Raw genomic sequence first — 21,649 nt, forward strand, 5'->3', positions numbered from 1 at the left:
TGCCTTACTTCTTCTTCGCCGGAGCAGCGGCGGCGGGTGCCGCCTTGGGCGCCTGCTTGCCCTTGCCCTTGGCCGGGGCCGCCACCACCACCGGTGCGGCGATTTCCTCAACCACGGGGGCTGCGATGGTCGCGACCACGAAGTCACGGTTGATCACCGCCTTGGCGCCGAAATTCGACACCAGCGCGGACCAGCGCAGGCTGTCACCAATGGCGGCAGCGGCGAGGTCGATCTCGAACTTCTCCGGGGCCAGATCGGGCTCCGCCAGCACTTCCAACTCGCGGCGCACGACGTTGAGCGTGCCGCCGGCCTTGAGGCCGGGGCAGGTGGACTCATTGAGGAACACCACCGGCACCTTGATGCGAATGCGCGCACCGGGGGCCAGACGCTGGAAATCAATATGCACCGGCCGGTCACTGACCGGGTGGAACTGGATTTCCCGCATCAACGCGGTTTCGGTCGGCCCACCGGCCACCGCAACCTCATAAATATGCGACTGCCAGGAGCCCTTATGCATCTCCTTCATGATGACGCGCGGGTCGAGCTGAATCAGCGTCGCCTCCCGCTTCGCACCATACACCACTCCGGGCACGAAGCCCTCTCGCCGGGTCGCGCGCGCCGCCCCCTTACCGGCCCGCTCGCGCGCCGCAGCCTCGATCCTGATTGTTTGGACCATGCCACTCGCTCCTATTTCGGGTTTGAACTGGCGCATCAACGCCAATTACGCCGGCCTCCAGGGGTGCCAGCGCGGTGGCGTGGTAGCGGGGTGGGGGGGGGAATGCAAGGGGGAGCCGGTTGCCCGGGGGAAGGCGCTGCCTTCCCCCGTACCCCTATCCGGCAAGGGCCGGGGGGGCCTTGCAACCCGGGAGAGAGCCTAGATTCAGGCTGCTGGGGGTTCGCGGCGTTCGCGTTTGACCAATAATTTGTTCAGGGCGTGGACGTAGGCGCGGGCGGAGGCCACGATGGTGTCGGTGTCGGCGCCTTGGCCATCCACCAGCTTGCCGGCCTCTTCCATGCGCACTGTCACCCTTGCTTGCGCATCGGTGCCGCCGGTCACGTTCTGCACGGCGTAGAGTTTGAGGGCCACATCATGGGGGTAGGCATCGCGAATCGCGGCGAAGGTCGCGTCCACCGCACCATCGCCGGTGGCCATGCCATCGCGCTTTTCGCCATCCACCTCCAGTGACAGCGTGGCCATGGGCTTGGCCCCCATGCCTGTCGCCACCGTCAATGCGGTCAGCTTCACCCGGTTCTGTTGGTTGGAGATCTCGTCATCCACCAGGGCGGCGATATCCTCGTCATAGACAATTTTCTTACGGTCGGCCAAATCCTTGAAGCGCTTGAAAGCGTCATTCAATTGATTGTCGCCCACCTCATAGCCCAGCGTGGCCAAGCGGTCGCGGAAGGCGGCGCGGCCGGAATGCTTGCCCAGCACCAGGGAGGATTTCGTCCAGCCCACGCTTTCGGGCGTCATGATCTCGTAAGTGCTCGCATCCTTCAGCACGCCATCCTGGTGGATGCCGGATTCATGGGCGAAGGCGTTGCGGCCCACGATGGCCTTATTGGGCTGCACATCAAAGCCGGTGATGGCGGCGAGCAGGCGCGAGATGCCCAGCAGCCGGGTGGTCTTGATCGAATGCTTCGCCGCCAGCTTGTCATGGCGGGTGCGCAGCGCCATCACCGCCTCTTCCAAGGCGGCATTGCCCGCGCGCTCGCCAATGCCATTGATGGTGCATTCAATCTGCCGCACACCGGCCTGCACTGCGGCCAGGGTATTGGCCACCGCCAGGCCCAGATCATTGTGGTTGTGGGTGGAGAAGATCACCTGATCGGCATTGGGCACCCGCTCGCGCAGCATGCGGAATTGCCGCGCAGTCTCCTCCGGCAAGGCATAGCCCACGGTGTCGGGGATGTTGATGGTCGTCGCGCCGGCGCGGATCGCCGCCTCGACGCAGCGACACAGAAAATCATCCTCCGAGCGGCTGCCATCCTCGGCCGACCATTCGACATCAGCGGCATGGTTGCGCGCGAGGGTGACGCTCTCGGTGATGCGGGCCAGCACCTCATCATGGCTCATGCGCAGCTTTACGCGCATATGCAGCTCCGAAGTGGCCAGCACGATATGGATGCGCGGCCGCGCGGCGGGCTTCACCGCATTGGCGCTGGCCATGATATCGGCCGAATTGGCGCGCGAGAGCGAAGCGACCACCGGGCCCTCTTTGGCGAATTTGCGCGCGATGGATTGCACGCTTTCAAAATCGCCAGGGCTGGCAATGGCGAAACCGGCCTCGATGACATCGACGCCCAGATCATCGAGCGCCTCGGCCATGCGCAGCTTCTCCTCGAGATTCATCGAGAAGCCGGGCGATTGCTCGCCATCGCGCAGCGTGGTGTCGAAGAAGATGATGCGGTCGTCGTCCAACTGGCCAAAGCTGGGATGGATGATGGGCATGTTATGCTTTTCCGTATGCGTGGGCTTCGAAGGGGGCACCCCCCATTTTGCTTCCCCTGGGCGACCCCGGCCGATGGCCAGGCATGCTGCTCAGGGGCGCGTAAGTCGAAGCGGAAGGATGGCGCCGGACGCGCGCGACGGCTGCAGCGGCAGAACCGCAGCGCAGACAGCACAAAGGGACAGGCGCATCACCATGGGCTCCAGCCTAGCCCTCGGCCGCGCGGCAATCAAGCACGGCCATGGCCCAAGGGGGCAAAGGAGGCCTGATGGGCCAGTTCCTGGATCATCGCCTGCAGCAGCGCCATGCGCCTCGCATTGAAGGTGGCAGGGGGCATGGTCTGCATCTCGGCCTTGCCGCCGCGGCGCAGCCAGACATGAAACTCGCAGCCCGCCGCTGGGGTGATACGCTCAATCTGCCAATCCAACAGCCCGATCTGCGCCAATTCCATGATCATCAGCGCAAAGCTTGAGGGCGTGAATTGCCACACATGCAGGTCAAGATACGCCGATGCGGGCGCTTCGCTGATTTCGCTGAAGATTTTATAGGCAAATGGCACATCATTGGTGAAGCTCAGCGCCTTGACGCTTTCCTGGCCCCAGGCCCCCATGCCGCTATTGTTGATGCAATAGGCGTATTGTTCATAGGCGGTGCGGGCGGGGTGGCGGGAGCGGCGCTGCTGATGCGCTTCCAGCACATGCGCGGTATTGGTCAGGGGGCGGAAATAATCAAAGCAGAAGCGCTTATCCGGCACAGCGAGAATAACGCTGCCGCTCGGCCGCAGCAATCTCGCCGCACCGTCCAGAAATCCCACGAAATCAGGCACATGCTCGATCACGTGGCTGGCCAGCAGCGCATCGAAGCTGCCACGCAGGGCGGGGTCCACCGCATCCGAGATCACCCCCTCGGACCAGACGAAATCCACCGCCTCGATCCGCTCGGTCGAGACATGAGGGTCTTGGTGATACTTCGCCACCAGATCGGCCTGGCTGGCATGGTCGATGATGGTGGTGTTCCAGCCCTCGCTGCGCGGGGCGAGGGGGTTGTAGCTGGGGCCGATCTCCAGCAGCCGCGCCTCCTTGGGCAAATGGCCGATTAATAGGCTGGCCCGCGCCGCCTGGCCGGACAGCATGGCGGCTGCGGGGCGGCGATGGGCCTCCCAGGGGCCGACCCGGCGGCTGGGTGTCGCCGCATACTCGAAGCGCCCATCAAGCGCGAGGTTGGGGTTGTAATAAGGGTCCTCGCCATGGCTGGCCGGCGGTGCCGTCGGCTGGGTGTCGGTTATGACGGGCTGAAAATCCGCCAGGATCTGCGGCCGGGGGTTGGCCCGGTGGAGCTGGGCGAATGGGGTATGGATATGGCGCAGGCCCATGGCCTGCATGCGCCTCGACAGGCCAATCGCCGCGTCTCGTGCGGCAATCCCCCCCTCCAGCATCCCAGCCGCGAGTACCGGGGCGCGGCGAAAGGCCATGCAGGCGCTGGGCAGGGCGGAGACGGTGCGCAGCAGCGCCTTCACCCCATGGCCGCCCTGGCCGAGGGCGGCCATGGGTATGAGGTCGGTTTGGGCATTGAGCACCAGGCCGATATTGGCGGCGCGGCCCTCCTCCTCAATGAGCCGGCAGCCCACCAGCCCCACCCCGGGGCGCAGCGCCTGGGAGAGCATCTCGTGCAGCCAGGAGGGGGCCTGTGGCATAAGGTCGGCATCGAGCAGCAGCATCACCTCGCCGCTCGCTTCCGCGATGGCCCGGTTGCGCAGGGTGGCGATATCCGGCGGGTCTGCCACGCTGATCAGCCGCACCCGCTCATCCTGTGCCAGCATGGCCAGCACGGTCCGCGCTGCCGCGGTGGTGGCGGCGGGATGGACCACCAGCAACTCGTCCGGCGCCGGCTCGGCGCGAAACAGCAACAGGCTGGCGCAGGCCAGAAGGTCACTGGCCGCCCCCTTTGCGATGAGGCCTATGCTCAGCCTTGGCAGCTCTTCTGGCAGGGCATGCACCACGCGGGTGAAATTCGCCATGCCCGGCACCGGCTGCAATTCGGCCACTACCCCCCGGCGGGCCAGATGGTCGGCTATGGCGCGCCGCGCCTTGGCCACGCATTGGTCCAGCCATTTCTGCGAGAAGGAACTGGCCGTGCTCACCTGCCGCCAATGATAGAGCACGGCGGGGATGTGATGGATGCGTTCGGGGGCGGAGGCATCGGCCACCCGCAGCGCCAGATCGTAATCCTGGCTGCCCTCATAGCCCAGCCGCAGCCCACCCAGCGCGATGAGAAGGCTGCGCCGGTAGCAGCCAAAATGGCTGACCATATTATGGCCGAGGATGAGGTCAGGGTCCCAATCGGTCTTGAAATAGGGGGCGAAGCGGTGGCCATTCTCGTCGATGAGGTCTGAATCGGTATAGATCAGGTCGGCATCCGGATGCGCCTCCAGCACCGCCGCCACCTCATAAAGCGCGTGCTGATGCAGCAGGTCATCATGATCGAGCAGGCAGGCGAATTCGCCGCTGGCCAGGGCCAGGGCGGAATTGGTGGCAGCCGAGATATGGCCATTCTGTGGCCGGAAGGTCAGCTTGATGCGCGGTTCGGCCGCGGCGGCGAGGCGCAGAATCTCGCCGGTCTCGCCATCGGTCGAGGCGTCATCGGCGATGCATAATTCCCAATTTGGCCAGGATTGCGCCCCCACCGAGGCGAGCATCTGGCGCAAATGCACGGGATTGGTGTTATGCACCGGCACCAGCACCGAGAGCAGCGGCTTATGCGCCATGGTGGCGATATGGCCCGCGATGGCCTCACCATTGCCCTCGTCGGCGGCGAGGTCCGACTGCCCATAGGGGGCATAGGCCCGGCCTTCCTCTTGGCCGTGCAACAGGTAATGCAGCAGCGGGTTGAAGCCCGCCTCAGCCACATCGGGATGAATGCTGAGGTAGAAGTGGCTGGCGAAGTCCGGCCCCGGGTCGCGGTTTTCAAAGCCGCCGTGTTTCAGATAATGCAGCGCCGGGTCCATCCCGCTTCTGGCCACATCTGGGTTGCGGCGCAGATACCATTGCGCATCGAAGAACGCCGAAGCGCGGATCAGGTCGAGGTGTTCGGCGGCTGCGCTATTGGTGTCTTCGCGATCGGTGGTCATAGAGATCCATGCCGTGGAGGATGGCCTCCAATAGCATGGAATCAATCCAACCGATAATATGCCCCGTCAATTTTATCCGCCGGCGGCAAGATTTTGGTCCGTGCTGCGGGTGGCCCAGCCGGTGGTTCGCCGCTCGATCACCTCGGCGATCCAGTAGAGCACAATGCCCATCATCCCGGTGGTGAGCAGCCCAGCAAACACCAGCGGCACATCGAAGCGCGAGGATGCCACCATCATCAGCCGGCCAATGCCGGCATTGGGCGCAACACTCTCGGCGATGATCGCGCCGACAAAGGCCACCGTCACCGCGATCTTCAGCGAGGCAAAGAAATACGGCATGGCGCGCGGCAGCCCCACTTTGAGGATGATGTCGCGCGGGCGCGCACCCAGGGCGCGCAGCACATCCTTCAATTCGGGCTCCACGGTTGCGATGCCGGTGGCCACATTCACCACGATGGGGAAGAAGGAGATCAAAAAGGCGGTGATCACCGCAGGCCAGACGCCAATGCCAAACCAGATGATCAACACCGGCACCACCGCCACCTTGGGGATGGAGTTGAAGGCGATCAGCAGCGGGTAGAGCCCCTTATAGACCAAGGTGGAACTGCCAATGGCGATGCCCAGCAGCAAGCCGGCCACGATGGCAAGGCCAAAGCCCATCATGGTGGAGTAGAGCGTCACCAGGCTGTCCTGCAGCAGCGGATACCACCAGCGCACCGCGGCAGCATAAATGTCATGCGGCGCAGGCAGAATGAAGACCGGCACGTTGAAGACGATGCAGCCGATCTCCCAGATGGCAAACATACCAATGATGACGAGCCAGGGCAGCATGGCCTGCAACCGGCGCTGCCTTCGCGCGGCGGCGGCCATGGCGTTGTAGCGCGCCTGCGCCCGGGGGGACATTTTCGATGCGCTCTGGGACATCAGGCAGCAACCTCCTCGCCGGAGCGCGCTGCGGCGATATAGCCGCGCAGATCATGCACCAGGTCCTGAAATTCGGCGGTGTAGGTGGTTTCCAGCGTCCGTGGGCGGGGCAGGGGATTGACCCGCTCGGCGATGATCCGCCCGGGCCTCGCCGACATCACCAGCACCCGATCGGCCAGATAGACCGCCTCGCGCAGGTCATGCGTCACCAGCACCACGGTGGGCTTCTTCGCCATCCAGACATTTTGCAGCACCGCCCAGAGATCCTCGCGGGTGAAGACGTCGAGCGCTGAGAAGGGCTCATCGAGCATCAGCAGGGCCGGGTCATGAATGAGGGCGCGGCAGAGCGAGGTGCGCTGCTGCATGCCGCCTGAGAGCTGGTAGGGGTATTTATTGTCGAAGCCTTCAAGGCCGACGAGGCGGAGCAATTCCCGCGCGCGCGCCTCATAAAGGGCGCGGTCACGGCCAAGCTTGTCGCGGTGCTGCGGCGTGACCTCGAGGGGCAGCATCACATTCGACAAAATTCGCCGCCAGGGCAGCAGGGTGGGCGCCTGGAAGGCCATGCCGGCAATGGTCAGGGGCCCATCCACCTCCTGGCCCGCCACCACCACATTGCCCTCGGTCGCGGGCCATAAGCCGGTGACGAGGCGCATGAGGGTGGATTTGCCGCAGCCCGAGGGGCCGACCACGGCGACGAATTCGCCCTGGTTGATGTTCATCGAGCAGCCTTCGAGGGCGAGGGTGCCGTCCACCCCGCCATAGCGCATGGCCACCTGATCGATTTCAACAAAGGGTCGGGTCATGGGTGATCCGTTTTCAGCAGGCGGAGGGCTTCGGTGAGGGCGTGTACATCCAAGCTGCGGCCTGCGTCGAGGCATGGCCGCGAATGCCGCTTCTGGCCCCAAGCCTGGCCGAGGCCGGTTGCAGGCCCTGAGGGCGGGATGCTGCGCATGATGGCCTCTTCGGCGCGGGTGTGGTGTTCGCTTAGCAAGCCGCAGGGCCCAGCCATACCGCCCACCCGGGGCTGCAGAAGCCTCTTGCCCGGCCATTGCCCAAAAATCGGGCATTTGGCGGGGAGGCGCGCTGCCTGGCGGTCATATCCGGTGCTGCGGGCTGGGCCAGGGGTTGGACCAGGGGGTGGGCCAGGGGGTGGGCCAGGGGGTGGGCCAGGGGGTGGACCAGGGCGGCTGGCCCTCAGCCGCGCAATTCCACCCAGACCGGCGCGTGGTCGGAGGGTTGCTCCTCGGCCCGGGCCTCGGTGTCCACGCTAAAGCTGGTCAGCCGCTCGGCCAATTCGGGAGAGAGCATGGCATGGTCGATGCGCAACCCGCGATTGGTCTCAAACGCCGCGCCATAATCCCAATAGGTGAATTGGTGTTGGCCCAAGGCGGCACTGCTCTCGGTCATGCCCAAATGGCACAACGCATTGAAATGGGCGCGCGATTGCGGGTGGACCAGCGCATCATTGGGCGGCAGGGCGCCCGGCGCCATGTCGCGCGCCGTGGGCACCACATTGAAGTCACCCAGAATGGCAAAGGGGGTGAAGCCATCCAGATGCTCTGCGGCGCGGGCATTGAGGCGCTGCTGCCAGCGCCATTTATAGGCCATGCCCTCATCGCCGCCGGAATTGCCATTGGGCAGGTAAATGCCGGCAAAATGCGCGCCCTCGGCCCGCACCTCGATATAGCGGGCCTGGCTGTCCTCCTCCTCGCCGGGCAGGGTTTCGGCCACGATCTCGAAAGGGATGCGGCCAAGCACCGCCACGCCATTGCGCCCGCCATGCTGGCCTATGGCATGGATGCGATAGCCCGAGGCGGCCAATTCGACATGAGGGAATTCCTCGGCCTTGCATTTGGTCTCCTGCAGGAAGACCAGATCAGGCGCGTGGCGGGCCAGAAAGCGCGCGAGATGCGGCGCACGCCGGCGGATGGAGTTCACATTGAAACTGGCAAGGCGCATGGCGCGGTTGTGGACGCCCCCGCGCCCGGCGGCAAGGTCTTAGAGCATTTTCAAGCCTCGCGCTTCGCAAGGCGAGGCGGAAAATGCGGGAAAACAAAAGCGAGAGCCGTTTCGCCGTCTTCGCTTGCGGTGAAACGTCGCTAGACCGCGAAGGAGACCCCGCAGCCGCAGCCGCTGGTGGCGAGCGGGTTTTCCACCTTGAAATGGCTGCCCATCAGCGCCTCGTGCCAATCCAGCCGGCTGCCGGCCAAAAACTCCAGGCTCACCGCATCGACCAGCACCGATACCCCATCCTGCTGCACCACCAGATCATCAGCCTCCGGCGCTTCGGCGAGATCAAAGCCATATTGCATCCCCGAACAGCCGCCAGCCGAGACCGAGACCCGCAAGGCGGCACCCGGGCGGCCCTGGCGGCTGGCGATGGCCGCGATTTCGGCCGCGGCGCGCGGCGTCACGGCGAAGGGGGCGGGCGACGCGTTGCCATCAGGCATGGTGGAATCTCCTTGAATGCGAACATAGTGGGCAGACCAGCATTTTTCCACAGGGGGTGGCCGCATGGCCGATCGCTTCACGCCGTATAGCAGCCTGGCGGCCTATGCCGTGCAGGCCGATGCCAGCCGGGGGCGGCTGCATGCCGAACCAGCCGATACCACCCGCAGCCCCTTTCAGCGTGACCGGGACCGGATTGTGCATTCGCGCGCCTTCCGCCGGCTGCAATACAAGACCCAGGTCTTCATCTTCCATGAGGGCGACCATTTCCGCACCCGGCTGACCCATTCCATCGAGGTGGCGCAGATCGCCCGCTCCATCGCCCGGCGGCTGCGGCTGGATGAGGATCTGGCCGAGGCGCTGGCGCTGGCGCATGATCTGGGCCACCCGCCCTTCGGCCATGCCGGTGAGGATGCGCTGGATGCCGCCATGCGCACCCATGGCGGCTTTGACCACAATGCCCAGTCGCTCAAGCACGTCACCATGCTGGAACGCCGCTATGCCGCCTTTGATGGGCTGAACCTGACCTGGGAGACGCTGGAGGGCCTGGCAAAGCATAATGGCCCGGTGCGCCAGCCCGCCCAGTATATCGCCGAATATGATTTCCGGCACAGCCTCGACCTCGCCAGCCATGCCTCCGCCGAGGCCCAGGTGGCGGCGATTGCCGATGACATCGCCTATAACAATCACGATCTGGAAGATGGCCTGCGGGCGAGGCTTTTCACCATCGAGGAGGTGGCCGCCCTGGCCTTGCCCGGTGCGGGGCTGGAGGAGGCCAAGCTCGCCCATCCGGGCATGGCGGTGGAGCGCCTTGCACCCGAGATGGTGCGAAGGGTGATCAGCCGGATGATCCAGGATGTGGTGGCCGAAAGCCAGAACCGCATCGAGGCCTTGGCACCGGCGGATGCCGATGCCATCCGCGCCGCCGCCCGGCCGGTGGTGGCCTTCTCGGCCGGCATGTTCGAGGCGAATAAGGCGGTGCGCGCTTTCCTTTTCGAGCGGATGTACCGCCATTGGCGGGTCAACCGCACCGTGGGCAAGAGCCGGCGCGTGGTGCAAATGCTCTTCTCCCTGCTGCATGGCGGGCCGCAAATGCTGCCCGATGAATGGCGCGCGCGGGCGGGCGATGCCGGCACGCCGCGGGCGGCGCGGGTGGTGTGCGACTATATTGCCGGCATGACGGATAGGTTTGCGCTGGAGGAGTATAAGCGGCTGACTGATCCGAGTGTGCCGGGGTGAGGGCGCCTTTGCTCAATCAGCCCTGATCCCGGTCGCCCGCACCAATTCCGCCCATTGCCCACGGTCGCGCGCGATATAGGCGGCGTAATCCTCCGTGCTCATCGGCAGGCTCGACATGCCCTGGCTCGCCAGGCGCTGCTGGAAGGCGGGCCGGGCCAGCAGCGCGGCAAGGGCCGCATGCAATGTGGCGATAATCGGCGCGGGCAGCCCCGCCGGGCCATTCAGCCCATACCAGTTCAGCACCTCATAGCCTGGAATGCGCTCGGCAATGGCGGGCACATCGGGCAGCACCGCAAGGCGCTGGGGCGTGGAGACCGCCAAGGCCCGCACCCGCCCATCGCGGATGAAGGGCAGGGCGGTGTTGATGGTATCGGCCATGCCCAGCACCCGCCCGGCAATGATGTCGGGAATGACCAGGGCGGTGCCGCGATAGGGCACATGCGTCATATCGAGCCCGGCGCGATGGGCCATTAGCGCGAAGGTCATGTGGGTGGAACTGCCGATGCCGGCCGAGCCATAGGCCAATTGCCCCGGCCTTGCCTTCACATACTCCAAGAAGCCGGCGAAATCGCTCACCGGCGATTGCGGCGCGGTGATCAGCACCGCCGGCACGCCGGCCAGTGCCCCGATCGGTGTGGTATCCGTGGCCGGGTCAAAGCTCAGCCGCTGCACCACCGGGTTCACCCCATGGGTGGCCTGGCTGGCCATGAGCAGCGTCAGCCCATCGGGGCGGGCGCGGGCGACGTATTCCGTGCCCACCGAGCCGCCGGCGCCGGTGCGGTTTTCCACGATCACCTGCTGGGCGAGCAGGGGCGAGATCTCCTCGGCCAGGATGCGTGAGATCACATCCGCAGCCCCGCCCGGGGCAAAGGGGGCGATGATCCGGATCGGGCGATCGGCCACCCAGGCCTGCGCCAGCGCGGGTGTGGCGAGGGTGGAGAGCAGCAGGTGGCGGCGCAGCATGGCGAACTCCGGCAAAAGGGGTGCAGCCAGGATGCAATGGCCAGCATGACTGCGCCACCGCCCGCGGGACGAAAACTCCCCCATCCCATCGGTTTCTGCCCAAGGCCTGGCCTGCCGATGCGCCATGCATGCCCATCACGCGTATTCCCGCGCCCCCCTGGCGATGGCATACCAACCCAATGCGAATCCTCTATCACCTGCCTTTGTCGCCATTTTCCCGCAAGGTGCGCCTCGCCTTGGCGGAAAAGCGCATCCCCTTCGAGTTGCGGCTGGAGAAGGTGTGGGACCGGCGTGAGGAATTCCTGGAAATGAACCCCGCCGGCACCGTGCCCGTGTTGGCCGAGGAAAACGGCCTGACCATCTGCGACAGCAGCGCGATCTGCGAATATCTTGATGAGGCCTATCCGGATATTTCGCTCTATGGCCGCACCCTGGCCGAGCGGGCCGAGGTACGCCGCCTCGTCGCCTGGTTTGACCTCAAATTCGGCGCCGAGGTGACCCAGAACCTAGTCTATGAGCGCCATCTCAAGCGCTCAATGGGCCGGGGCAATCCTGATGCTGCGCATATCCGTGCGGGCTATGCCGCCATCAAGCCACATCTGGAGCATATCGGCTGGCTGGCCGAGAGCCGCACATGGCTGGCGGGCGCGCATATCAGCCTCGCTGATTTTGCCGCAGCAGCCCATCTGTCGGTGCTGGACTACGCCAATGATGTCGATTGGAAGTATAATCAGCCGGCCCGCGAATGGTATGCCCGCATCAAGTCCCGCCCCGCCTTCCGCCCCCTATTGACCGAGCGGGTGAGCGGCCTCACGCCGCCTTCGCATTATGATGATCTGGATTTCTGACGATGTATGACATGTTTGCCGCCATGCGCGCCCGTGTGGTGGCCGCGCTGGCCGAATTATTGCCCGAGCAACCCGCCGAGGCTTTTTCTCGGGTTGTGGTGGAGCCGCCCAAGGATGCTTCGCATCGCGATATGGCCACGAATGCGGCGATGGTGGTGGCCAAGGCGGCCAAGCTCGCTCCGCCGAAACTCGCAGCCGATCTGGCGACAAAACTCGCCGCCCTGCCTGAGGTGGCCGAGGCCACGCCCGCCGGTCCTGGCTTTCTCAATATCCGCCTCGCGCCGGCCTTTCTGCGCGGCCAACTCGCCCATTTGCTGCGCATGGGCGAGACCTATGGCGATGCTCCGCCCAATGGGCGGCGGGTGAATGTGGAATATGTCTCGGCCAACCCCACGGGCCCCATGCATGTGGGCCATTGCCGCGGCGCGGTGGTGGGCGATGCGCTGGCCAATCTGCTGGCCAAGGCCGGCTATGACGTCACCAAGGAATACTACATCAATGATGCCGGGGCGCAGGTGCAGGCTTTGGCCTGGGCGGCGTATTGGCGTTATCTTGAGGCCGCGGCCCGCGGCGGCGCCCCGGGCGAGGTGCTGGATGCGCTGCGGGCCAACCCCGCCGAGGCGCGCGGCATTGTCGAAGCCAGTTTTGGCACCACGCTGCAATATGGCGGGGAATATCTGGTTCCTGTGGGCGATGCGCTCTTCGCCGCCCATGGCGCATCGCTGCTGCCGCCCTCCGACGCTATCCTCGCCCAGATCCGCCGCTTCACTGTGGACGCCATGATGGTCTCCATCCGCGAGGATCTGGCCGCACTCGGCGTCGAGGGCCAGCATTTCGTCAGCGAGGCGGCGCTGATCGAGGCCGGCATGCTCGACCGGGCCGAGGCGCTGCTGCGCGACAAAAACCTCATCTATCAGGGCGTGCTCGAAGCCCCCAAGGGCAAGACGCCCGATGATTGGGAGCCGCGCGAACAGACCCTCTTCGCCTCCAAGCAATTCGGCGATGACACCGACCGCGCGCTGCGCAAGAGCGATGGCACCGGCACTTATTTCGCCAATGACATCGCCAATCACCTGCACAAGATCGAGCGCGGCTTTGATGAGTTGGTCCATGTCTGGGGTGCTGATCATGGCGGCTATGTGAAGCGGATGAAGGCGGCGGTTGCGGCCCTTTCCGACAATCGCGTCAGCCTTGATGTCGTGCTCGCCCAGATCGTGCATGTGCTCAAGGATGGCCAGCCGGTGCGCATGTCCAAGCGCGCCGGCAGCTATATCACCCTCGCTGACCTGATCGATGAGGTGGGGCGCGATGCGGTGCGCTTCACCATGCTCACCCGCCGCGCCGATGCGCAGATGGAATTCGATCTCGACCGGGTCATCGAGCAATCGCGCGACAACCCGGTCTTCTACGTGCAATACGCCCATGCCCGTACCCGCTCGGTGCTGCGCGCGGCAGAGGACCCGAGCCTGGCCGATCTGGCCGAGGCACCGCTGGATACGCTGGTTGATCCGGCTGAAACCGCCCTCATTCATCGCCTCGCCTGCTGGCCCCGGGTGGTCGAGGCCGCCGCCGCTGCCCGCGAGCCGCACCGCGTGGCGTTTTTTCTGAATGACTTGGCAGGTGACTTTCATCTATTATGGAGTCGTGGGCGCAGTGATTCGACTCTGCGCTTCATCCGGGCGGATGAACCAGTTGCAACCCGGGCGCGTCTCGCGCTCGTGGCAGCGACGGGGGTGGTTCTCCGCTCCGGCCTCAGGGTCATGGGGGTGACACCTGTCGAGGAGTTGCGTGATGACAATAAGGCGGATTCTGCCTCTGGCCTGTGATGGCTGGGCCGGTGGTCTAGGCATGGAATACTGGCCCGGGGGGGGCAGCCATGAGTGACGCGCAAAGATCCTGGCCAGGTGGGCCGGGTGATGATGGCTTCGCGCCGCGCCGGCCGATGCGCACGGCCAGCATCAAGCCCGCGCCTCGCCTGCGCACCCTGCCGGATGTTCCCAGGCGCGCGCTGATCATCGCGGTTGGCCTCACCGGCTCCGTGCTGCTCGCCGCCACCATCATCTGGGGCATTTCCCGCATGGGGCCGCGCAGCGCGCCGCTGATCGAGGCCGATGGCCGGCCCTTCCGGGTGCGGCCGGAAAACATGCCGACACCGCCCGCCACACCGCCGGCGAATCCGCGCAGCCAGGCTCGCCCGGACCAGGCAGCAAGGCTGGCCCCCGCCCCCGAGGCGCCGCGCACCGATGCGCTGCGCCAGCAAATGGAGGCCGCGGCCACGCCGCCTGCACCGCCGCCACCAGCCGCCAGCGCCGCGCCCAGCCCGGCCCCGACCATGGCCGTACAAAGCACGCCAAGCACGCCAAGCACGCCTCCGCCGGCGCGCCCCGCCGCAGCACCGTCAGCCCGCCCCACCGCGCCGCCACCGGCAGCGCCCGCGGCCACAGCGCGCACGGCCACGCCCGCCCCCGGAGCGGCGCGCCCCGCCGCACCCGCTGCAGCAGCGCCAGGCCGCGCCGAGGTGCAATTCGCCGCTCTCGTAAGCGAGGAGGCGGCCAAGCAGGAATGGGAGCGGCTGAAGCGCCGAATCCCGGCCCTGGCCACCATGCAGCCGCGCATCACCCGCGTCGAGCGCAATGGCCAGTCGCCACTGTGGCGCCTGCGTGTCGGCACGGCCGATGCCGCCGCTGCCCGTGGGTTGTGCGAGCAGGCGCGCGCCAAAAATGCGCAATGCCTGCCATTGTGATACGCCTATCCTTCTGAATAACGGGGCGATTCGGCATGGTGAAGCAGGGAGGGCGGCGCGCCGCCATAATCGGCCTGGGCGGCAGCGTACTGACCGCCGAGGAAGCCGCCATGCTGCGTCAGATGCCGCCGCTGGGGGTGATTCTCTTCGCGCGCAACATCGCAGGCCCTGCTGCGCTGCGCGGCCTGACCGACGCCATTCGGGAGATTCTGGGCGAGCAGGCGCCCATCCTCATCGACCAGGAGGGCGGGCGCGTCGCGCGGCTGCGCCCGCCAGATTGGCCCCCCTTTCCGGCGGCGGCCAGTTTCGAGGGCCGGCCTGGGCATAATGCCTATGCCAATGCCGCGCTGATCGGGCTGGAATGCGCCGCGATGGGGCTGAATGTGGTCTGCGCCCCGGTGCTGGATCTGCGCCTGCCCGAGGGTCATGGCATCATCGGCGACCGCGCCTTCTCAGCCGACCCCGCCGAGGTCAGCCGCCTGGGCCGGCAATATATTCATGGCCTTCAGGCGGCGGGCTGCATTCCCGTCATCAAGCATATCCCCGGCCATGGCCGGGCGCGGGCGGATAGCCATCTCGAATTGCCCCGCGTCAGCGCCACGCGTGAGGAACTGGCACAGGATTGCGCGCCCTTCGCCGCTCTCGCGGACCTGGGCGCCTGGGCGATGACGGCGCATATCCTCTATGAAAACCTTGATGGCGAATGGCCGGCCACCCTCTCGCCACGGGTCATCGCCCGGGTCATTCGCGGTGCCATTGGCTTTGCGGGTTTTCTGGTCTCCGATGATCTGGCGATGAAGGCGCTCAGCGGCCAGCCTGCGGCACTCGCCCAGGCCTCGATCAGCGCCGGCTGCGATGCGGTGCTGCATTGCACCGGTGATCTGGCGGAGAGCATGGCGCTGCTGGCCGATTGCCCGGCGCTCAGCGATGCCGCGATCGAGCGCCTCGATGCCGCCCGCGCCGCCACGGAAAGCCGCCGTGAGACATTGGACCCGGCCGCATTGCAGGCCATGCGCCACGCCCCCTTGGTCTCCAGCCCGTGATTGCTGAAATCCTTGCCTCGGTGCTGGCGGCGGTCATTGCCATCACCCTGCATGAGGCCGCGCATGGCTATGCGGCCGATGCCCTGGGTGACCCGACGGCGAGGCTGCTCGGCCGGATCTCGCTCAATCCGCTGCGGCATGTGGACCCGGTGGGCACGCTGCTTGTGCCGGGCATCCTGCTGGTGAGCCAATTGCTCACCATTGGCCGGGTGGAGGCGATGTTCGGCTGGGCCCGGCCGGTGCCGGTGGATATCCGCCGGCTGTATAATCCGCGCTGGGGCATGATGTGGGTGGCGCTGGCAGGGCCGGCGATGAATGTGCTGCTGGCCTTCATCGCGGCGCTGGCGGCGCATCTGGCGGGGTTGTTGGATGGCGATTGGGTGGCGCTGCTCTACCGTTCCGTGGCGCTGTTCATGCTGGTCAATCTGGTGCTGGCCAGTTTCAACATGCTGCCCATTCCACCGCTCGATGGCGGCCGGGTGGTGACGGCATTGCTGCCCTATGCGCTGGCGCGGCCCTATGCCGGGCTGGAGCGCTATGGCTTGTTCATCGTGCTGGGCCTGCTCTTCGTGCTGCCGCGGATTTCGCCTGAGCTTGATGTGATGGGCTGGGCCTTGCGCCATGTTGTGGCGCCGGTATTCAGCCTCCTACTGCGCGCGGCCGGGCATCCGGTATGAGCGCCCTGGCGCTCAATTTGGATGGCTTCGAGGGCCCGCTCGACCTGTTGCTCGACCTCGCCCGCGCCCAGAAGGTGGATATCCGGCGGATCAGCATCATCGCCCTGGTGGATCAATATATCGCCGTGCTGGAAGGCGCGCAGACGATTCGCCTCGAGATCGCCGCCGATTGGCTGGTGATGGCAGCCTGGCTGACTTGGCTGAAATCGCGCCTGCTGCTGCCTGAAGAGGCCGAGCCGGAGGAGGATGCCGAGGCCCTGGCCGAGCGCCTGACCGAACGCCTCGCCGAATTGGACCGCATGCGCCAGGCCGCCTTTTGGCTTTCGGGCCAGGTGCAGTTGGGCCGGGAGAGCTTTGGCCGGGGCGCTGCGGAAATCCTGCGCATGGAGGACCGCTCGGGCATTGTGGCTGACTTGCCGGCGCTGCTGCGGGCCTATGCCGGCGCGCGGCGCCGCGCCACCGCCGCCACCCCCTATGCGCCCAAGCCGCGCAGATTATTCTCGGTGGGCGAGGCACTGGCCCGGCTGCGCGCGCTGCTGGGGCGAAGCCCGGGCTGGACGGTGCTGCAGGGCTTCATCCCCGCCTCGCTTACCACGCCGCTGGAACGCCGCGCGGCTTTGGCCTCGGGCCTGATCGCCGCCTTGGAGGAGGCGCGTGGCGGGGGCGTTGAATTGCGCCAGGACCATGCCTTCGGCCCCCTGATGATCCGCCGTATGGAGGGCACCGCCCATGAGCCTGCCGCCACCCTCCAGCCCTGAACTCCCGGCACTCTGCGATGACGCAACCTTCGAGCATGCCCTGCGGGTGGCCGAGGCGCTGATTTTCGCCAGTGACCGGCCGGTGAAGCCTGAGCGGCTGCAAATGGCGCTGCCCATGGGCGCGCATGCGCCATCGGTGCTGACCGCTTTGCAGGCGCGCTGCGCCGGGCGGCCGGTGGAATTGGTGGAGATCGCCGGCGGCTTTGTCTTCCGCACCGCGCTCGAATTGGCACCCGCCATCACCCGGGTGGTTGAGGTGCCGCGCCGCCTGCCGCGGGTGGCGATGGAGACGCTGGCGATCATCGCCTATCACCAACCCGTCACCCGGCCGGAGATCGAGGAAATTCGCGGCGCCACCCTCAGCCAGACAACGCTGGACGCGCTGCTGGACATGGCGCTCATCACCAGCCGGGGCAAGAAAGAAGTGCCCGGCCGCCCCACGCTGTGGGGCACCACGCCGCGTTTTTTGGAGCAATTCGGCCTGAAGTCACTGGCGGATCTGCCACGGCGGGAGGATCTGGTTTCCAATGACGCGGCGCTGCCGCTGATCCTGGCCTCTGCGCCAGAGCAGGGGGAGTGACGGTTGGCAGGCTACGGAACAACCGTGATGGCGGAGGGAAAAAGAGCGAAAGGGCTTTGCCCTCTCGCGCTCTCCCACCAGGAAAATGATTTTCCTGGACCTTTGATTAATTTTAAAATCAATAACCTAACGAAGGTTCAGGAAATTGGTCGACATAGATCTCGACCCTGCTGAGGTGCCCGAGGGGCAAAGCGCCTCGATCTTTTCCCCCTCGGTATTCGTCTGCCAGCAGCCTGCCAGCCCCCGCCGCGACGTCGTGCTCATGAGCCTGGGTGACAAGCCCGCATCGCGCAGCCTCTATGGCGATGTTCCGCCAGGCCGAGGCCTTGTCCTGGCGCCGGCTTTGCGCCATAACCCGCTCGTCCGACGCGAAAGTGGTGGGCAAATCCACACGCGGCGCGCCCTTCCATCATGAAAGGGTCCGGTCCTGGATGGTCCCTGTACGGGATTTCCGGGAATGGCGCCACGGAGGTTCAACCGGACTACAACAGGAAGGAGTATCGCCATGGCGATGCCACAAGTCACTCTGCGCGTTCTGCTCGAGGCAGGCGTGCATTTCGGTCACCACACGCGCCGGTGGAACCCGCGCATGGCGCCGTATATTTTCGGTATCCGCAACCAGGTCCATATCCTGGATCTGCAGCAGACCGTCCCCCTCATGGACCGCGCGCTGCGCGCCATTCGTGACACGGTGGCCGGCGGCGGGCGCGTGCTCTTCGTGGGCACCAAGAAGGCGGCGGCTGAATATGTGGCCGAATCGGCCACGCGCTGCGGCCAGTATTACGTGAACCATCGCTGGCTCGGTGGCATGCTGACCAACTGGAAGACCATCACGGGCTCCGTGAAGCGTCTGAAGGAAATGGAAGGCCAACTCGGCGGCACCGTGGAGGGCCTCACCAAGAAAGAGGTCCTGATGCTGACCCGCGACAAGGAAAAGCTTGATCGCGCGCTGGGCGGCATCAAGGATATGGGCGGCCTGCCGGACATCATTTTCATCATCGATGTGGTGAAGGAAAAGCTAGCGATCGAGGAGGCCAATAAGCTCGGCATCCCCGTCGTCGCCGTGGTGGACAGCAATTCCGACCCCTCGGGCATCGCCTTCCCAATCCCGGGCAATGATGACGCGATCCGCGCCATCAACCTTTATTGCGACATGGTCGCCTCCGCGGTGCTGGACGGTATTTCGGCCGAACTCGGCTCCTCGGGTGCCGATATCGGTGCGATGGAGGAATTGCCGGTCGAGGATATCCTCGAAGCCGCTCCCGAGCCGGGCACCGAGCCCGCCCCGGAACTGACGCCTGAAATGTCGGCCGAATATGGCATCACCCTCGAGCCCGCGGCCGATGCCGCGCCGCAGGCCTAAATCGGGCCGCGCCCGGGCCAGCAGGCCCGGGTGCTTCGCTGAATTGTCATGCCAAGGGGCGGCTTCGTCCCTTTATGACACGCCGCCGGGCGCTTCTGCCCGCACCGAATGACCAACCGGACCTCTGGAGAGATAAACATGGCCGAGATCACAGCCGCCCTGATCCGCGAACTGCGCGAAAGCAGCGGCGCGGGCATGATGGATTGCAAGAAGGCGCTGGTTGAAGCGGAAGGCAATATGGAAGCGGCCATCGATTGGCTGCGCAAGAAGGGCCTGGCCGCCGCTGCGAAGAAGAGCGGGCGCATCGCCGCCGAGGGTCTCGTGGGTGTCGCCACCGGCCCGCAAATCGCCGCCATGGTCGAGGTGAATGCCGAGACCGACTTCGTTGCCCGCAACGAGAATTTCCAGAATTTCGTGGCCGAGGTCGCCGGTCTCGCACTGAGCGTGGGCGAGGATGTGGAGGCTATCAAGGCCGCCCAATACCCCGGTACCCAGCATTCAGTGACCGAGGAACTGACCCGGCTGATCGCCACCATTGGCGAGAATATGACCATCCGTCGTGCTCGGGTCTTCACGGTCTCCGAAGGCACCGTCGCCACCTATATGCACCAGGCGGTAAAGCCGGGCCTGGGCAAGATCGGCGTGCTCGTCGCGGTGGAGAGCAGCTCCGAATTGGAAGCGCTGCAGGTGCTGGGCCGGCAGATCGGCATGCATGTCGCAGCAACCCGCCCCGATGCGCTGGATATCGATGCGGTGGACCCCGCGGCCCTGGTGCGCGAGCGCGCGGTGCTGAGCGAGCAGGCCGCCGCCTCCGGCAAGCCGCCCGCGGTGATCGAGAAGATGGTCGAGGGCCGCATCCGCAAATTCTATGAGGAAGTGGTGCTGCTCGAGCAGGTCTGGGTGCATGATGGCGAGAGCCGGGTGCGCGAAGTGGTGAAGAAGGCCGGCGCCAAGCTGACCGGCTTTGCCCGCTTCCAACTCGGTGAAGGCATCGAGAAGGAAACCGGCGATTTCGCCGCCGAGGTGGCTGCGGCCGCGGGCATCGGCAAGGCCTGAGGCGCTGCGGCGGGGGCAACCCCGCCAGCCGTCCTGGCCCAGTCGTCCTGGCCCAGCCGGCCTAGCCTACCCACCCCCGCCGGCACAGCCGGCCTAGCTTGTCGGCCCCGCAAGCGCTCCGTAATGTGCGGCGCAGTTTGGCACCGCAGTTCCAGTGAGCCCACAACAATGAGCGAAACGCCCACCCATAAACGCGTCCTGCTGAAAATCTCCGGCGAGGCCCTGATGGGCCAGCGGGATTACGGCCTGGACAATGCAACCGTGCGCGCCATCGCCGAGGATGTGCGCGATGTGGTGGCGCTGGGCGTGGAAGTCTGCCTCGTCATCGGCGGCGGCAATATCTTTCGCGGCATCGCTGGCGCCGCCTCGGGCATGGACCGGGCGCAGGCCGATTACATGGGCATGCTGGCCACGGTGATGAACGCTCTGGGCGTGCAATCGGCGCTGGAGAAGCAAGGGGTGGCGACCCGGGTGCAATCGGCCATCTCAATGTCCTCGATCTGCGAGCCCTATATCCGCCGCCGCGCCATGCGGCATATGGAGAAGGGCCGGGTGGTGATCTTCGCCGCCGGCACCGGCAATCCATTCTTCACCACCGACACCGCCGCCGCGCTGCGCGCCGCCGAGATGGGCTGCGATGCGCTGCTCAAGGGCACCCAGGTGGATGGCATCTATTCCGCCGATCCGCGCAAGAACCCTGATGCCAAGCGCTACCAGGAACTCACCTATCTGGAAGTTCTGGCGCGTGACCTGCAGGTGATGGATGCCGCCGCCATTTCGGTGGCGCGCGAGAATAAGCTGCCCATCATCGTCTTCAGCATCCATGAACCCGGCGCCTTCAAAGAGGTCATGCTGGGCCATGGGCGTTTCACCACCGTCCGCGACGAATAGGAGCCCTCCCACATGGCCGCACCGGCAGACCCCAAGGCGCTGAAAGAGGACATGAAGCGCCGCATGGACAGCACCATGGAGACGCTGAAGAAGGAGTTCCAGGGCCTGCGCACCGGCCGCGCGAGCCCCGCCCTGCTGGAGCCCATTCGGGTCGAAATCTATGGCGCCATCTCGCCACTCAACCAGGTGGCCAATATTTCGGTGGGTGGTCCTGGCATGCTCAATGTCCAGGTGTTTGACCGCAGCCAGGCCAAGGCGGTGGAAATCGCCATCCGCGACTCGGGCCTCGGCCTCAACCCCCAGGCCGAGGGGCAGACGATTCGCGTCCCCCTGCCGCCGCTCACCGCCGAGCGGCGCAATGACCTCTCCAAGCAGGCGGCGAAATATTCCGAAGGTGCCAAGGTCGCCCTGCGTGGCGTCCGCCGCGACGGGATGGAGCAGGTTGCCGCCTGGAAAAAGAAGAGCGTCATCTCCGAGGATGAGGCCAAGCGGGCCGAAAAGGAGATGCAGACCCTGACTGACGAATATGTGAAGAAGAT

20 protein-coding genes are annotated in these 21,649 nt (G+C 65.8%); 12 read left to right on the plus strand and 8 right to left on the minus strand.

The annotated features are described in order from the left end of the window. Positions 1-4 precede the first annotated feature (4 nt). The 7 genes from ABWP84_RS05265 to ABWP84_RS05295 form a co-directional block, all read right to left on the minus strand. Positions 5-676 carry a 50S ribosomal protein L25/general stress protein Ctc gene (locus ABWP84_RS05265; protein ID WP_353210949.1) on the minus strand — a complete coding sequence of 224 codons (672 nt, stop codon included), beginning with the start codon at positions 674-676 and terminating at the stop codon, positions 5-7. Positions 677-880: 204 nt separating this feature from the next. Further along, positions 881-2,452 (minus strand): 2-isopropylmalate synthase, encoded by a 1,572-nt coding sequence (locus tag ABWP84_RS05270; protein WP_353210950.1) that lies wholly within the window; start codon positions 2,450-2,452, stop codon positions 881-883. A gap of 227 nt (positions 2,453-2,679) precedes the next feature. After that, the gene (locus ABWP84_RS05275; RefSeq protein ID WP_353210951.1) at positions 2,680-5,577 is read right to left on the minus strand and encodes a glycosyltransferase; all 2,898 of its coding nucleotides are present in this window, start codon (positions 5,575-5,577) and stop codon (positions 2,680-2,682) included. A 72-nt stretch (positions 5,578-5,649) separates the two neighbouring features. Beyond that, positions 5,650-6,501 carry an ABC transporter permease gene (locus tag ABWP84_RS05280; RefSeq protein ID WP_353210952.1) on the minus strand — a complete coding sequence of 284 codons (852 nt, stop codon included), beginning with the start codon at positions 6,499-6,501 and terminating at the stop codon, positions 5,650-5,652. Next, positions 6,501-7,304: an ABC transporter ATP-binding protein gene (locus ABWP84_RS05285; protein WP_353210953.1), complete on the minus strand. Its 804-nt coding sequence runs from the start codon at positions 7,302-7,304 to the stop codon at positions 6,501-6,503. Before ABWP84_RS05285 ends, ABWP84_RS05280 begins: the two co-directional genes overlap by 1 nt. 391 nt (positions 7,305-7,695) lie before the next feature. Beyond that, on the minus strand, positions 7,696-8,460 hold the full coding sequence (xth, locus tag ABWP84_RS05290) for an exodeoxyribonuclease III (protein WP_353210954.1): 765 nt from the start codon (positions 8,458-8,460) through the stop codon (positions 7,696-7,698). A gap of 140 nt (positions 8,461-8,600) precedes the next feature. Further along, complete coding sequence (locus ABWP84_RS05295; protein ID WP_353210955.1) at positions 8,601-8,951, minus strand: iron-sulfur cluster assembly accessory protein; 351 nt, start codon at positions 8,949-8,951, stop codon at positions 8,601-8,603. A gap of 64 nt (positions 8,952-9,015) precedes the next feature. On the opposite strand from ABWP84_RS05295, the gene ABWP84_RS05300 reads away from it, so the two are divergent. Next, positions 9,016-10,188 (plus strand): deoxyguanosinetriphosphate triphosphohydrolase, encoded by a 1,173-nt coding sequence (locus ABWP84_RS05300; RefSeq protein ID WP_353210956.1) that lies wholly within the window; start codon positions 9,016-9,018, stop codon positions 10,186-10,188. Positions 10,189-10,200: 12 nt separating this feature from the next. On the opposite strand, the gene ABWP84_RS05305 is transcribed toward ABWP84_RS05300, so the two are convergent. Further along, positions 10,201-11,151: a tripartite tricarboxylate transporter substrate binding protein gene (locus ABWP84_RS05305; protein ID WP_353210957.1), complete on the minus strand. Its 951-nt coding sequence runs from the start codon at positions 11,149-11,151 to the stop codon at positions 10,201-10,203. 179 nt (positions 11,152-11,330) lie between these two features. On the opposite strand from ABWP84_RS05305, the gene ABWP84_RS05310 reads away from it, so the two are divergent. From ABWP84_RS05310 to frr, 11 genes are all read left to right on the plus strand, one after another. Next, positions 11,331-11,999, plus strand: a complete 669-nt coding sequence (locus tag ABWP84_RS05310) for a glutathione S-transferase family protein (protein WP_353210958.1) — start codon at positions 11,331-11,333, stop codon at positions 11,997-11,999. Between the two features lie 2 nt (positions 12,000-12,001). Next, complete coding sequence (locus tag ABWP84_RS05315; protein WP_353210959.1) at positions 12,002-13,825, plus strand: arginine--tRNA ligase; 1,824 nt, start codon at positions 12,002-12,004, stop codon at positions 13,823-13,825. A 50-nt stretch (positions 13,826-13,875) separates the two neighbouring features. Further along, positions 13,876-14,742 (plus strand): SPOR domain-containing protein, encoded by an 867-nt coding sequence (locus tag ABWP84_RS05320; protein WP_353210960.1) that lies wholly within the window; start codon positions 13,876-13,878, stop codon positions 14,740-14,742. Between the two features lie 35 nt (positions 14,743-14,777). Continuing rightward, on the plus strand, positions 14,778-15,785 hold the full coding sequence (nagZ, locus tag ABWP84_RS05325; protein ID WP_353210961.1) for a beta-N-acetylhexosaminidase: 1,008 nt from the start codon (positions 14,778-14,780) through the stop codon (positions 15,783-15,785). After that, a complete protein-coding gene (locus ABWP84_RS05330) occupies positions 15,782-16,462 on the plus strand; it encodes a site-2 protease family protein (RefSeq protein WP_353210962.1) in 681 nt (226 codons plus the stop codon). The genes nagZ and ABWP84_RS05330 overlap by 4 nt, the downstream gene beginning before the upstream one ends. Next, the gene (locus ABWP84_RS05335; RefSeq protein WP_353210963.1) at positions 16,459-17,220 is read left to right on the plus strand and encodes a ScpA family protein; all 762 of its coding nucleotides are present in this window, start codon (positions 16,459-16,461) and stop codon (positions 17,218-17,220) included. The genes ABWP84_RS05330 and ABWP84_RS05335 overlap by 4 nt, the downstream gene beginning before the upstream one ends. After that, positions 17,192-17,800 carry an SMC-Scp complex subunit ScpB gene (gene scpB, locus ABWP84_RS05340; RefSeq protein WP_353210964.1) on the plus strand — a complete coding sequence of 203 codons (609 nt, stop codon included), beginning with the start codon at positions 17,192-17,194 and terminating at the stop codon, positions 17,798-17,800. The genes ABWP84_RS05335 and scpB overlap by 29 nt, the downstream gene beginning before the upstream one ends. A gap of 505 nt (positions 17,801-18,305) precedes the next feature. Next, entirely contained in the window at positions 18,306-19,163 is an 858-nt protein-coding gene (gene rpsB / locus ABWP84_RS05345; RefSeq protein WP_353210965.1) for a 30S ribosomal protein S2, read from the plus strand. Positions 19,164-19,301: 138 nt separating this feature from the next. After that, on the plus strand, positions 19,302-20,219 hold the full coding sequence (gene tsf, locus ABWP84_RS05350; RefSeq protein WP_353210966.1) for a translation elongation factor Ts: 918 nt from the start codon (positions 19,302-19,304) through the stop codon (positions 20,217-20,219). A gap of 168 nt (positions 20,220-20,387) precedes the next feature. Further along, positions 20,388-21,110: a UMP kinase gene (gene pyrH / locus ABWP84_RS05355; protein ID WP_353210967.1), complete on the plus strand. Its 723-nt coding sequence runs from the start codon at positions 20,388-20,390 to the stop codon at positions 21,108-21,110. A 12-nt stretch (positions 21,111-21,122) separates the two neighbouring features. Then, positions 21,123-21,649, plus strand: a 527-nt coding sequence (gene frr / locus ABWP84_RS05360) for a ribosome recycling factor (protein ID WP_353210968.1), incomplete at its 3' end; no start/stop codon positions are given.

The organism is Rhodovarius sp., assembly GCF_040399605.1.
Taxonomy (GTDB): domain Bacteria; phylum Pseudomonadota; class Alphaproteobacteria; order Acetobacterales; family Acetobacteraceae; genus Rhodovarius; species Rhodovarius crocodyli_A.